General features: G+C 63.8%; 13 protein-coding genes. 5 read left to right on the plus strand and 8 right to left on the minus strand.

Going from position 1 to position 13,558, the window contains the following annotated elements; translation table 11 throughout:
* Positions 1–18: 18 nt before the first annotated feature.
* A complete protein-coding gene (locus B2V17_RS10060) occupies positions 19–594 on the plus strand; it encodes a TetR/AcrR family transcriptional regulator (protein WP_292997228.1) in 576 nt (191 codons plus the stop codon).
* Positions 591–1,631 (plus strand): alpha/beta hydrolase family protein, encoded by a 1,041-nt coding sequence (locus tag B2V17_RS10065; RefSeq protein ID WP_292997230.1) that lies wholly within the window; start codon positions 591–593, stop codon positions 1,629–1,631. The genes B2V17_RS10060 and B2V17_RS10065 overlap by 4 nt, the downstream gene beginning before the upstream one ends.
* Here B2V17_RS10065 and B2V17_RS10070 read toward each other — a convergent pair.
* Positions 1,624–2,223: a Crp/Fnr family transcriptional regulator gene (locus B2V17_RS10070; RefSeq protein ID WP_292997232.1), complete on the minus strand. Its 600-nt coding sequence runs from the start codon at positions 2,221–2,223 to the stop codon at positions 1,624–1,626. The two genes, B2V17_RS10065 and B2V17_RS10070, sit on opposite strands and share 8 nt — an antisense overlap.
* On the minus strand, positions 2,220–3,749 hold the full coding sequence (locus tag B2V17_RS10075) for an amidase (protein WP_292997234.1): 1,530 nt from the start codon (positions 3,747–3,749) through the stop codon (positions 2,220–2,222). Before B2V17_RS10075 ends, B2V17_RS10070 begins: the two co-directional genes overlap by 4 nt.
* 148 nt (positions 3,750–3,897) lie before the next feature.
* On the opposite strand from B2V17_RS10075, the gene clpP reads away from it, so the two are divergent.
* Together clpP and clpX are read left to right on the plus strand one after the other, a co-directional pair.
* Positions 3,898–4,584 (plus strand): ATP-dependent Clp endopeptidase proteolytic subunit ClpP, encoded by a 687-nt coding sequence (gene clpP, locus B2V17_RS10080; RefSeq protein WP_292997236.1) that lies wholly within the window; start codon positions 3,898–3,900, stop codon positions 4,582–4,584.
* A 132-nt stretch (positions 4,585–4,716) separates the two neighbouring features.
* A complete protein-coding gene (gene clpX, locus B2V17_RS10085; protein WP_292997238.1) occupies positions 4,717–5,973 on the plus strand; it encodes an ATP-dependent Clp protease ATP-binding subunit ClpX in 1,257 nt (418 codons plus the stop codon).
* 85 nt (positions 5,974–6,058) lie between these two features.
* Here the strand turns inward: clpX and B2V17_RS10090 are convergent, their stop codons facing one another.
* From B2V17_RS10090 to B2V17_RS10110, 5 genes are all read right to left on the minus strand, one after another.
* Positions 6,059–6,565, minus strand: a complete 507-nt coding sequence (locus B2V17_RS10090; protein WP_292997240.1) for a nuclear transport factor 2 family protein — start codon at positions 6,563–6,565, stop codon at positions 6,059–6,061.
* 221 nt (positions 6,566–6,786) lie between these two features.
* Entirely contained in the window at positions 6,787–7,359 is a 573-nt protein-coding gene (locus tag B2V17_RS10095) for a fasciclin domain-containing protein (RefSeq protein WP_292997242.1), read from the minus strand.
* 84 nt (positions 7,360–7,443) lie between these two features.
* Positions 7,444–8,139 carry an anti-sigma factor gene (locus B2V17_RS10100; RefSeq protein ID WP_292997244.1) on the minus strand — a complete coding sequence of 232 codons (696 nt, stop codon included), beginning with the start codon at positions 8,137–8,139 and terminating at the stop codon, positions 7,444–7,446.
* Positions 8,136–8,693 (minus strand): sigma-70 family RNA polymerase sigma factor, encoded by a 558-nt coding sequence (locus B2V17_RS10105; RefSeq protein WP_292997246.1) that lies wholly within the window; start codon positions 8,691–8,693, stop codon positions 8,136–8,138. Before B2V17_RS10105 ends, B2V17_RS10100 begins: the two co-directional genes overlap by 4 nt.
* Positions 8,694–8,711: 18 nt before the next feature.
* Entirely contained in the window at positions 8,712–9,701 is a 990-nt protein-coding gene (locus tag B2V17_RS10110) for a cation diffusion facilitator family transporter (protein WP_292997248.1), read from the minus strand.
* Positions 9,702–10,035: 334 nt separating this feature from the next.
* On the opposite strand from B2V17_RS10110, the gene B2V17_RS10115 reads away from it, so the two are divergent.
* Entirely contained in the window at positions 10,036–12,708 is a 2,673-nt protein-coding gene (locus B2V17_RS10115; RefSeq protein ID WP_292997249.1) for a TonB-dependent receptor, read from the plus strand.
* A gap of 66 nt (positions 12,709–12,774) precedes the next feature.
* On the opposite strand, the gene mtgA is transcribed toward B2V17_RS10115, so the two are convergent.
* Positions 12,775–13,500, minus strand: coding sequence for a monofunctional biosynthetic peptidoglycan transglycosylase (gene mtgA, locus B2V17_RS10120; RefSeq protein WP_292997254.1), 726 nt, complete (start codon positions 13,498–13,500; stop codon positions 12,775–12,777).
* Between the last annotated feature and the right edge of the window lie 58 nt (positions 13,501–13,558).

Raw genomic sequence — 13,558 nt, forward strand, 5'->3', positions numbered from 1 at the left:
GCTATTATACACTGTATAGTGACGACTCGCGATCAGATCCTTGCTTGCGCCAGGGCGGAACTGGAACGATCCGGGATCGCCGGCTTCAGCCTGCGCCGGGTCAGCGCCGCGGCTGGCCTGACGCCGATGGCGATCTATTGGCACTTCAAGAACCGCGAAGCGTTGCTGGCAGCGGTGGCCAGCGAATCCTTCGCGGTCTGGCAAGCGCGGGCCGAGCGCATTCCGGCCGGCGATCCGGTCCGTTGGCTGCAGCGGATGGTGGGCGAATACCTGGCTTTCTCGCTGGACCAGCCGCAGCATTTCGACGCCTGCTTTGTCTTCCGCGCCAGCCCGCGCCGCCGCCAGATCCGCGATTTTCGCGCCGACCAGCTAGGCGTGGTGGCGCTGATGGTCCGCCAGATCGAGACCGGACAGGCCTCAGGCCGGCTCACGCCCGGCGATCCGCTGGAATTTGCTTTCGCGCTGTGGGCCCAGGTCCATGGCCTGGTCATGCTGCACCGCAGCGACGGGATCACCCTGTCTCGCACCGCCCTGCTTTCTCTGGGTCGGCGCTGTGCCGACCGCCTGCTGCAACCACCGGGAGCCTTACAATGAAACGTCGCAAGGTCTTGATGACCGTCGCCCTGGCGCTGCTGGTTTTGCTTGGGGCAATCGCAGTCTGGGTTCTCACCAACGTGGAACGCAGCGAGCGACCGATCGGATTCCAGCTCGTGCGTGCGACCGGACCAGGCGGAGAGGCGCTGCCAATCGCGGTCTGGTATCCCACCAGCGCCGATCCGCGCCCCACCACGCTGCTTGGTGCGACCCTCCTCGATGTCGCCTGGGTCGGTCCGGTCGCCGGCCGAGAATTGCCGCTGGTGCTGATTTCGCATGGCAATGGCGGCGGGCCGGGCAGCCACGCCGATCTGGCCATGGCGCTCGCCGGGGCAGGCTATGTCGTCGCCGCGCCGCTGCACCTGGGGGACAATGTGCAAGAGCAGGACGGAATGGCGCGCGCCGGGTTCTGGTCCGGCCGCAACGCCGAATTGATTGCTGCCGGTGATTACATGACCACCCAGTGGACCAGTCGCGGTGCGATCGATCCCCGGCGGATCGGGGCCTTCGGCTTTTCGGCCGGCGGCTTCACGGTGCTGACCGCCGCCGGAGCCAGGCCCGCCATGGCGGCAGTGGCCAGGCATTGCAGCGGCGCGGGAGAATTCGTCTGCCAGGTGCTGAAGGCCGGACGCTCACCGCTGCTTTCACCGCAGGGAGCAGCGGGCGAAGCCGGCTTTCGCAAGGATCCGCGAATCAAGGCGGTTGTCGTGGCCGCACCGGGTCTGGGCTTCACCTTCGCGGCACCCGGCGCGCTGCGTGATGTGCGGGTTCCGGTCCAGCTGTGGGCGGGCGCCGCGGACGATCGGGTTCCGCTGGCCAGCAACAGCGATGTGATCCGGGCGGGCCTTGCGCCGCAGCCGGATTACCACCTGATCGCCAAGGCGGGTCACCTATCCTTCCTGGTCCCATGCCGCCTGCTTCGGCCGTCGGCCCTATGCAGCGATCCCGCAGGTTTTGACCGGTCCGCCTTCCACCGCGAGATGAACCGCGAGGTCGTGCGCTTTTTCGACGCTGCGCTGGGGGGCGTCGCTAGATAGCCGTGTGAGTCAGCGCTTGCAGCCCGGCGCGGTCTTTCAGCGCGATGTGGCCGCGTGCCACTTCGACCAGCCCGGCGCGGGCAAACAGGCCCAGCTGTCGGCTGATCACTTCACGGGCCGATCCGATCTCGGTCGCCAGGGCTTCCTGCGTGGCGTCGACGGTTGTTCCCGGCCCAGCCAGCCGCAGCAGCGCGCGGGCCAGCCGCTCTTCGATTGAAGACAGGGCGACATCCTCCACCAGCCGCTCGAGATCGGCAAACCGGGCGGCGACGGCGCTGAACAGCTGCTGGCGAAAGGCAAGGTCCTGTTCGACCCGGCGCTGGAACTCGCCGGCCGGAATGATTTCAAGCAAAAGGTCGGTTTCCGCCACCCCCTCGGCCGAATAGGTGTTGCCGTTGACCAGGCAGCCAAAGGTCTGCAGGCAGACCTCTCCCGGGCGCACCCGATAGAGCACGATCTCCCGCCCGTTTTCTGCTGTCAGCGAGACCTTGATCGAGCCTTCGCGCACCACCACGAAGCCCTGGCAAGCGTCCTCCGGCCGGAACAGCACCGCACCGCGGGGCACGGACAGCGGGGCAGGGGTGGCGCTCATTCGCTCCAGCGCTTGAAGGTGGGTGCGGGCAGGGTGACCGTGCGGGCACGTTCATAGGCCGCGCCGGCTTCGAGCACGGCCTTGTCGCCCCATTTGGGGCCGATGATGGACAGCCCTACCGGCAGACCCTCAACCGCGCCCATCGGCACCGTCAGGTGCGGATAGCCGGCGATGGCAGCCAGACTGCCGGCGCCGACCGGCAGGAAATGGTCGCCGGTCACCAGATCGATCGGCCAGGCCGGTCCCTCGGTCGGGGCGATCAGGAAGGATACCTTGTTGTCAGCCAGCAGCTTGTCGATCCCTTCGGGCCCCGCCAGCCGCTGCGAATTGGCCCGAGCCTTTTCATAAGCGGCGCGGTCATCCAGCTTGTCGGCGGATTCGAACGTGTCCTGCCCGAACCAGCGCAGCTCCTCTGGCGTGGCCTTGTTGAAGGCGATCACATCGGTCAGGCTTCGCACCTTGGGCGTGCCGGGCAGCCCGGCGAGGTAGGCGTTGAGCCCTTCTTTCAGCTCGAACCGCAGCACCAGCCCTTCATCGCGGAACATCTCGCCCGGCGGGTCGTAGTCGATTGGCACCAGAATTGCCCCGCCCGCGATCAGATCGCCCTGGGCATGGTCGAACAGCCGGTTGACACCGGCATGCGGGCCGGATTGCTTGCGCAGCACCCCGATCCGGACGCCCTTGAGGTTGGCGGTGGGAAGCCCGGCGGTGAAATCGGTCTTGTACTTGTCCGCCTCGGCCGTGGCGGGGTCGGCGGAGTCCGATCCGGCAATCGCGGTCAGCAACAGCGCGGCGTCAGTAACGCTGCGGGCCATCGGCCCGGCCGTGTCCTGGCTCTTGCTGATTGGGACCACGTGGGTGCGGCTGACCAGGCCGACGGTCGGCTTGAAACCGACGATGCCGTTGGCGCTGGCCGGGCAGGTGATCGAACCGTCGGTCTCGGTCCCGATCGCCGCCCAAGCCATGCCGGCCGCGACCGCCGACCCGCTGCCCGAGCTGGAGCCGCAGGGGTTGCGGTCGATCGCATGGGGATTGCGGGTCTGCCCGCCGACACCGGACCAGCCGGAAGAGCTGCGGCTGCCGCGGATGTTGGCCCATTCGGAAAGATTGGTCTTGCCCAGCACCACGCCGCCCGCCACGCGCATCCGCGCCACCAGCGGGGCATCGCGGTAGGTGGCATTGCCAGCCAGCGCCAGACTGCCGGCGGTTGTAGGCAGCTCGCGGGTTTCGATATTGTCCTTCACCAGCACCGTTCGCCCGCGCAGCACTCCGGTGTTGGCCAGAGCGGCAGCCTCGGCGGTGGCCGCGGGATTGACCACGACCACCGCGTTGAGCCGCGGGCCTGACGGATCGTCGTCCAATTCGGCAATGACATTGAGATAGGCCTTCGCGGCAGCCGAAGCAGCAGCCGAGTTGACGGATTGTTCGCTGGCGATGGGCGGGTTTGGCGCAGCCTTGCGTTGTTTGGCCAGCGCGGGCTGGGCGATCACGAGCGAGAGCAAGCTGGCAACTACGAGAAGGCGCATCGGCGGGCTTTCCGGATTCTAGGCAGAATGCGCAAGCTGCGGTCTCTGGCGCGGCAATGCAAGCATCCATCCATCAGCAAACCGGTTAACGCCCTTGAACATCGGCGCGCCAGTCGCGACATAGGCGCTTCAAGCAAGAGGGATTCCCATGATCGATCTGTTCAACACGTCCGGCAGCCAAGGCAAGTTTACCCACGACCCCGTTACCGGCGCGCTGATCCCGGTCGTGGTTGAGCAGTCGAGCCGCGGCGAACGCAGCTTTGACATCTATTCACGCCTGCTGCGCGAGCGGATCATCTTCGTGACCGGCGAGGTCGAGGATCACATGGCCTCGGTAATCGTCGCCCAGCTGTTGTTCCTGGAAAGCGAGAATCCCTCGAAGGATATCTCGATGTATATCAACTCGCCCGGCGGGGTAGTGACCGCAGGTCTCGCGATCCACGATACCATGCAGTATATCAAGCCCCGGGTTTCCACCGTTTGCATCGGCCAGGCCTGTTCGATGGGTTCGTTCCTGCTGGCCGCAGGCGAGCCGGGAATGCGGATCGCGCTGCCGCAGGCGCGGATCATGATTCACCAGCCTTCTGGCGGCGCGCGCGGCATGGCCAGCGATATCGAGATCCAGGCTCGCGAAATCCTGCGCCTGCGCAAGCGGCTGAACGAGCTTTATGCACGTTACACCGGAAAGCCGCTCGAAGAGATCGAAGCGGCGGTGGACCGTGACAACTGGCTCGACGCCACCGAGGCGAAAACCTTCGGCTTGGTCGACAAGGTGTTCGAAACCCGGCCCGATAGCGAACATGATACGACCGGCACCGGCGGCGCTCCCGAGTAAGCTGAAAAGATTTTGCTAACCCTGCCGCTTCAGGTGACTGCAATTCAGCGCTGATACTGGGCAGGATTGAATATTGTTTCCGCTGGGTTACACTCCCGGCGAATCCCGCCTTGCGGGCAAGTGGACGAAAGCATGACCAAACTGAGCGGATCCGACGCCAAAAGCACCCTCTATTGCAGCTTCTGCGGGAAGTCGCAGCATGAGGTGCGCAAGCTTATTGCCGGGCCAACCGTGTTCATCTGCGATGAATGCGTCGAGCTGTGCAACGACATCATCCGCGAGGAAACCAAGGCCGGGATCGCCGGCAAGAAGGATGGCGGTGTCCCCACGCCGAAGGATATCTTCGAAACGCTGAACGACTATGTGATCGGGCAGGACCGGGCCAAGCGCGTTCTCTCGGTCGCGGTCCACAACCACTACAAGCGTCTGAAACACAGCTCCAAGGGCGGCGATATCGAACTGCAGAAGTCCAATATCCTGCTGGTCGGACCGACGGGCTGCGGCAAGACCCTGTTGGCCCAGACCCTCGCCAAGACCTTCGACGTGCCCTTCACCATGGCCGACGCGACCACGCTGACCGAAGCCGGTTACGTGGGCGAGGATGTTGAGAACATCATCCTCAAGCTGCTTCAGGCCAGCGACTATAATGTTGAAAAAGCCCAGCACGGAATCGTCTACATCGACGAGATCGACAAGATCAGCCGCAAGGCCGAAAACCCCAGCATCACCCGCGACGTGTCGGGTGAAGGGGTGCAGCAGGCGCTGCTCAAGCTGATGGAAGGCACTACCGCCTCTGTGCCACCGCAGGGCGGGCGCAAGCATCCGCAGCAGGAATTCCTCCAGGTCGATACGACCAACATCCTGTTCATCTGCGGCGGAGCCTTTGCCGGGCTGGACAAGATCATCGCCGATCGGCTGCAAAAGCGCTCGATCGGCTTTGGCGCCCACGTGGCCGATCCTGACAAGCGTAAGGTCGGCGAACTGCTGCAAAAGGCTGAGCCGGAAGATCTGCTGAAATTCGGCCTGATCCCCGAGTTCGTCGGCCGCCTGCCGGTGATCGCGACGCTGGAAGACCTCGATATCGAGGCGCTGGTCAAGATCCTGAAGGAGCCGAAGAACGCCCTGATCAAACAGTATGCCAAGCTGTTTGAGCTGGAAGACGTCGCTCTGACCTTTACCGACGACGCGTTGGAAGCGATCGCCAAGAAGGCAATCGAACGCAAGACCGGTGCGCGCGGACTGCGCTCGATCGTCGAAGGCCTGCTGCTCGACACGATGTTCGACGTTCCGACCGAAACCGAGATCGCCGAAGTGGTGGTCGACAAGGACGTGGTCGAAGGCCGGAAGGACCCGATCCGCGTGCTGAAGGGCAAGGAAGAAGCGGCCTAAGCTTCTTCCAGCCCCTAACCGACAAATAGAAAGGCGGCGTCGACCACAGGGGTTGGCGCCGCCTTTTCCTTAACCAGCAGGAGCCTCAGTTGGCCTGCTTGAACACCACTTCGCCGTCCTTGGAGACGGTCATTTCCTTCTGGACGCTCTTCTGCAGCAGCCACGCGCCGCCGCGCTGCACCCAGGTGTCGGCTCCGGTCATCGCGATCTCGAGTGTGATTTCCTGGCCGTTATCGTCCGGGCGCTTGATCTGCATGGTCATCTGGTTTTCAACCGATGCCGTATCGCCGCTCTGCTTGACCGACAGCACCTTGATGACCGGCTTCATCTCGGCCATTTCAGGGGGCATCTTTGCCAGATTTTCGATCATGTTGGCGCGGGTGTGGGTTTCACCGCGGATGTCGGTGGATTCGAACTCGGGCGCCAGCATCGCCCCCAGCTTGGTCCCATCCTTCGCCAACATGGCTCCGGTCATTTCGGCATAACGCGCTTCGAAAGCGACCTTCGGATCTTCCTGGGCATGGGCCATGCTGGCCACCGCCACTATCATCGCCCCGCCGGCCAGCCAGTGGCGCATCGTCGAATAGCTCATTGATTTGTCTCCCTGCATCCCCAACGCGGGGCTGCCTGTGATGTGCCAGATAGACCGGAGGCACGAAACCCCGGATGAACCAATCGATCAATGCGCGGATTTTTCCGCTGAGCGACCACGAGTTCGGGAAAGGCAAGCAAGGCCCCGTCCGGTGGGTAAGGGGGTGAATGGTCCGGACGGGGCCGCGGCGCCGCCCGTCAAAGGGCGGCGGCGCTTGGGTTTCAGGCCGGCAGGAAGACCCCGTTGACCACATGGACCACACCATTGCCGGCCTTGAGGTTGGCAGCGGTGACCATCGCCTTGCGGCCCTGGCTGTCGGTGATCATGATCGACTTGCCGTGCAGCCGCGCGGTCAGCTTTTGCCCGGCGAGCGTGGTGATCACCGCCTTGCCCTTGCCCTTGCGGATCAGCGCGGTGAGATCGGCGGCGCTGACCTTACCGGCGACCACGTGATAGGTCAGGACCTTGGTCAGGGTCGGCTTGTTCTCAGGCTTGACCAGGCTTTCAACTGTGCCGGCCGGCAGCTTGCCGAAGGCGGCGTCGGTCGGGGCGAAGACGGTGAAGGGACCGCTCCCCTGCAGAGTCTCGACCAGACCGGCGGCCTTGACGGCGGCTACCAGCGTCTTGTGATCGGGCGAACCGACCGCGATGTCGACTACGGTCGAGGCCATGGCGGCATGGCCGCCCATGTGATGGCCGGCCACGGCGGCCGGGGCGAAGGCGGCGATCGAAGCGCCGGCAGCCAGCGCGGCAAGCGCGAGGGTCAGCGGGCGGCGGATCAGGCTGTTGGTCATCGAGAAAGCTCCTGTTGGATGGTACAGGCATCATGTCCTGTACTCTCCATACGGAGCAGCCCCGGCTACGGATGCAGCGCGGCGTCAGATTGTCGAAAATTTTCCTGTCGCTACCACCGGACCGGCCGAGCCGCCCTGCGGTGCACCGCCCAGCGGTTCGCGGGTCAGGACCACGCCGAGTCCGGCATCGATCCGACCGGCAAGTTCGGGCGAAAGGTGCACGCGGCTTTGCCGGCCGGGCTGGACCACGCCCATCGATACGGGCTTGGCATCGGGCACCACCAGCCACAATTCGTGATCATGGACTCCGTCTCCGGCGACCCCGGCCGCCTCGACCACCAGGTCGCCGCTTTGCGGCAGATAGGTCAGGCCGAGCCGTGGCCCGGCGTCGCTGCCGACCGGCAGGCTGGCGACGAGGACGGGTGGGGCCAAATTAGGCGCTGTGCTGCGATCGAGCAGCGGCGCGGTGAACAGGCCCAGCACCAGCGCTGCGGCTGCTGCGGCCGCGCTGCCCATCTGCCAGCGCCGCAAGCGCGTCCGCAGCTGGTCGATCTGGCCGCCATCGTTATCGTTCCCGGCCCCGCGCTGCGCTGCGGCGATCCGCTGCCAGGTCTGCGGGGAGGGTTCGACCGGCGGCAGTTCCTCGGCCATTGGCGCCAGCCGCGCTTCCCAGGCGGCAACCAGGGCGGCGAGCTTGGGATCCTGCGCCAGCAGGGCCTGCTCTTCGTCGGAAAGCAGGCGCAGCGCTATTTCGGCGGCCAGAAGTTCGCGCTCGGTCATTGATCGAGACACTCCTTTAGCCGGGCGAGGCCGCGCCGCACCCAGCTCTTCATCGTTCCCAGCGGCACTCCGCGCTCATCGGCGAGTTGCGCATAGGTCCGACCGGTGAAAAAGGCGGAACGGATCGCCCCCTCCTGTACTTCGTCGAGCGTGCCGAGGCAGCCGTTGATCCGGCTGGTCGTTTCGCCGGCCAGCAGTGCCTGATCGGCCAGCGGGGCAGGGTCGGGCAGGTCTTCGGCGGCGGATACCGGCATGGCCTGCCCACGCGCCGTGCGGCTGCGCAGGCGATCGATCGACAGGTTGCGCGCGATCGTTACCAGCCAGCCGATCGCCGATCCCCGGGCCCCGTTGTAGCGTCCGGCATTGGCGGCGAGTCGCAGGTAGGTGTCGTGGACCACATCTTCCGCCTCGCCGCGATCGCCCAGAATCCGCAGGCAGATGGCGAGAACGCGCGGCGCGGACAAGCGATAGACCTGCTCCAGCCCATTGGCGTCGCCCCCGGCCAGACGGGCCAGGGCTGCTTCAAGGCTTTCGGGAGAATCGGCTGCGGGCATTGAATGCAATCATGCCGTTCAACTGCGCAGTCGGCAATCGTCCGCGTTCTGCTCGACCTGGATTGTCGCGTGGTGAATCCCGAACCTCTGCTCGAGCTGCCCGGAGATGTCGCGCAGAAAGGCGTCGCCAGGCGCGCCTTGGGGCATGACCAGGTGCGCCGTCAGCGCGCTTTCGGTGGTGCTCATCCCCCAGATGTGCAGGTCATGCACCGCCTCGACCCCGGCCTGTTCGCCAAGGAAGGTCCGGACCTTGTCCTCGTTGATGTGCCGGGGCACGGCGAGCAGGCCCATCTTGACCGCGTCCTTCAGCAAGTCCCAGCTGCCCCAGGCCAGACCGATCGTGATGATCACGCTGGTCAGCGGATCGATCCAGTTCTGCGCGGTCAGGGTGATCACCAGTCCGGCAAAGACGACGCTGGCCGAAACCACCGCATCGGCCATCAGGTGCATGAAGGCAGCACGCAGATTGAGGTCGTCCTTGCTGCCCTTGGCGAACAGCAGCGCCGAAGCGAGGTTGACGACGATCCCGATCCCCGCAACCAGCATGACCATCGGTCCGTTGACCTCGGCCGGCTCCCACAAGCGTTGCACGGTTTCGAGCAGCACCGCCCCCAGCGCGACCCACAGCAGTGCGGCATTGGCGATCGCGGCGAGGATCGACGAACTCTTGAGCCCGTAAGTGAAGCCCGGGCCCGGCGGCCGCGCGGCCAGCACGCTGGCACCCCAGGCCAGCAGCAGCGAGAGAACGTCACCCAGGTTGTGTCCGGCATCGGCCAGCAGCGCGGTTGATCCGCTCATGAAGCTGGCCGCTACCTCGCCGACGACGAAGATCAGGTTGAGCGCCACCGCCAGCGCGAAAGCCTTGCCGTGGGTGGCCGGGGCATGGTGATGGTGGCCATGGTGGTGGCCGTGTCCGTGGTGTGAGTGCCCATGGTGGTGCCCATGGTGGGAGTGTCCATGGTCGGCGTGGGCATGAACGGTATGCGAATGATCGGATTTGTCGCTCATGGCCCCTCCTTACTTCAAGCGTTGCACAAATGCCGCAGTGCAGCAAGAATCGTCAGCCCTTGCATGGGGATATGTCCGCCGAATCGACCGCATTTGACCGCTTGGAGTACGGAAGTTTCAACAGGTGGGGTCTGCGTGTAGTTATGTTTCGTGGGGGTGATGTGGGGCTGGCTTCGGTGCTACGGTTCGTCACATCTTTGTCACACGGGACTGTTTTTAGTCGGTTCGCGCTCCTCTATGAGCGATTCCATCTGCTTTGCCAGCGCGAGTCGCGCGCGGTCGAGCATTGCAATGATCATTCGCAAGTTGTTTTAATAACAGGGAATTTTGACCCATGCGCCTGAATTTCGCCCTGAACGCCGCCGCCAGCACTCTGGCCATCGGCGTCGCTGCAATCGCCACTCCGGCCTTCGCCCAGTCAACCGGCTCGCAGGATTTCGAACAGGAAATCATCGTGACCGGCACGCGTTCGACCCTTCAGCAGGTTGCGGGCGTTTCGACTCCGGACACTCCGAAGGCCAAGGCTGTGCTGACCAGCGAAGCGATCGAACGCGCCGCTCCGGGCCAAACCGTGCTCGATACGATCAACCAGATCCCGGGCGTCAGCTTCCAGAACAACGATGCCTACGGTTCGTCGGGCGGTACGCTCAACATCCGCGGCTTCTCGGCAGACCGTATCAGCCTGACCTTTGACGGTATTCCGCTGAACGATTCGGGCAACTATGCGATCTATTCCAACCAGCAGATCGACCCCGAACTGATCGAGCAGGTCAACGTCAACCTTGGCACTACCGATGTTGACAGCCCGACCGCCTCGGCCGTCGGCGGCACCGTCAACCTGCGCACCAAGACGCCCAGCAAGGAACTCGGCGTGCTCGCTTCGATGTCGCTGGGCGAGTATGATTTCTGGCGTGTGTTCGGGATGTTCGAAACCGGTGAGCTGACCAGCAGCGGGACCCGCGCCTGGTTTGCCGCCTCGACCGCCAAGAACCGCGTACCTTACAACGGCTATGGCAAGATCGATAAGTATCAGCTGAATTTCAAGATCTTCCAGCCGTTCGGTACCAACGATTTCGTCGCGGTTTCGGGCCACTACAACCAGAACCGCAACAACTTCTTCGGCTCGCTGCCGCTGCGGGTTGATACCACGCAGACCCCGACCAGCACCACCCCGCGCACTGTTGGTTCGGGCAACGGCAACCGCTTCCCGATCACCAATGATGAGCGGTTCTACACCATCAACGTCCCCTGCCAGACCGACGCCCCGCAAGCCGGCATTGCCGATGCCACTAACAGCTGCGGCACCGAGTTCGACCGGCGCTATAACCCCTCGAACACCGGTAACATCCGGGTCAATTCGAAGTTCACCCTGTCCGATGGGATCGTGCTGACGATCGACCCGTCGTACCAGTATGTGAAGGCCAATGGCGGTGGCACGGTGACCGGGCGTGAACAGACCCGCGTTATCGGCGCCAACACCTATACCGGCTTCATTGGTGGTGCCTATTACTTTGGTAACGACCTTAACGGTGATGGCGACACGCTTGATCAGGTGATTCTGATGTCGCCGAGCCAGACGCAGACGCACCGCATTGGTGTGATCGCCAGTCTCAAGTGGGAACTGGACGATAACAACACCGTCCGTGTTGCCTACACCTATGACCGTGCCCGCCACCGCCAGACCGGTGAAGTCGGCAAGCTTGACCAGCTGACCGGTGAACCGATTGATGTCTTCCCGGTCAACAACCCGCTGGTGACTTCGAACAGCTTTGCGATGCAAAAGCGTGATCGTCTGTCCTACGCAATCCTGCAGCAGGTCGCGGCCGAGTATACTGGCAAGTTCGGCGACCTGACCGTCAACCTGGGTGTCCGCGCCCCGTTCTTCCGCCGCAATCTGACAAACTACTGCTTCACCACTTCGGCGGGCGGGTTCCTCGATTGCTTTGGCCAGAATGCGACGCTGAATGCCAACTACGCAGCGGCCAACCCCTATAGCTTCAATTCGACCACCAATGTTGTGACCGGCTTTGCCGCACCGCAGCAGCGCGTGTTCAACTACAACAAGGTTCTGCCGAACCTTGGCCTGGTCTATCGCTTCGGAGACAATGTCTCGCTGTTCGCCAGCTACTCGAAGGGCCTCTCGGTCCCGGGTACGGACAGCCTGTACAACGCGTTCTACTATCCGTTGGGCACCCCGCAGGCGACTCCGGTTCCGGAAACCACCGACAACTTCGACGCCGGTCTCCGCATGCGTTCGAACAAGGTTCAGGCCTCGGTCTCGGTGTTCTACAACCGGTTCCAGAACCGTCTGGCGACTGCCTATGATCCCGAACTGGACCAGAACGTTTACCGCAACCTCGGCAACGTCAAGAAGTACGGGATCGATGGCTTGATTTCCTACCAGCCGATTGACCAGTTCAGCATCTTCGTTGGTGCCAGCTGGCTCAAGTCAGAGATCCGCGACGATATTGAAGTAGCCAAAAATCAGGATGGCACGTCGATCTTCGCTCCGACCGCCGGCAAGATGGAATCGGGTGTTCCGAAGTACACGATCAACGTTGGTGCCCGCGGCTATCTTGGCCCGGTTACGCTGGGCATCACTGCCAAGCGTACCGGTCCGCGCTATGTCTATGACACCAACCTGCCGACCTTCACCGGGTTCTATGTCCCGGCTGGTGCGCGCACGTCGGCCGGTGCAGGCCCGATCCTGTCTGCGGCCCAACTGGCCAACACCGCTCAAATCTACGGCGCTCAGGCTCCGGCGTACTGGATGGTTGGCCTCGATGCGCGGCTTGACATGAAATGGACCGGGATGCCCGAAGGCAGCTACCTTCAGTTCAACGTCTACAACCTGTTCGACCAGTACTATGTCGGCGGTTTCGGCGGTGGCCTGATCCAGTCGAACACCTTCAGCCGGACCACCGGGATCGCCACCTATGGCAACCCGAACTTCGTCCAGATCGGCGCTCCGCGTACGGTCAGCGGAACGCTGGTGCTGAAGTTCTGATCGGACCAGATCTCAGGAAACGGGAGGGGGCGCTTCGGCGCCCCTTCTTTTTGGAGCGAGTTGTGATCAGCGGTAGACGCAGGCGTCGAGCGCCTCATTGCGAACCACGCCGCTGCGTGCGGCGATCACGTTGCCATGCCGGCGGGTAAAGCCGCCCGGCGCAACTACTTCGCGCCGCTTGGGAGCCGGCAAGGCAGCGGCGATCCGGGCGGCCTCCACCGGGCTCAGCCGTGCCGCAGAGTGGTCGAAGTAGCGCTGCGCGCCAGCCTCTACTCCGTAGGTGCCAATCCCGGTTTCGGCGACGTTGAGGTAGACCTCCATGATCCGGCGCTTGCCCCAAATATTCTCGATCAGGAAGGTGAACCACACTTCCAGCCCCTTGCGGGCATAGCGGGTCCAGCCGGTGCCTTGCCACAGGAACACGTTCTTGGCGGTTTGCTGGCTGATGGTAGAGCCGCCGCGCAGCCGCTTTGAGCGGGCGTTGCGCTCGATCGCCTTCTCGATCGCTTCGGCGTCGAACCCCTTGTGGCTGCAAAACTTCGCATCCTCGCCCGCAATCACCGCGGAAACCATGTTGCGATCGACCCGACTGAGCGGAGCCCAGCTCTTGTCGAAGCCATTGGGGTCCATGATCATGGTCAGGGTTACCGGGACCGGGACCCATTTGTAAACCACGGTCAGGCCGACGCTGCCGACCACGAACCAGCCGAAGCCCTTGAGCAGACCCCAGCCGACCCGGGCCGGGAATGAGCGGGATTTGTTGCCCCTTCGCGGGGTCAGGAACCGAGCCATCGCCGCGGTTCTAGCGCGCCAGCGACGCGCCGCAAAGAAAAAGGGGCCGGATTGCTCC

The sequence above is a fragment of the Novosphingobium sp. UBA6272 genome (assembly GCF_002440635.1).
Lineage (GTDB): Bacteria > Pseudomonadota > Alphaproteobacteria > Sphingomonadales > Sphingomonadaceae > Novosphingobium.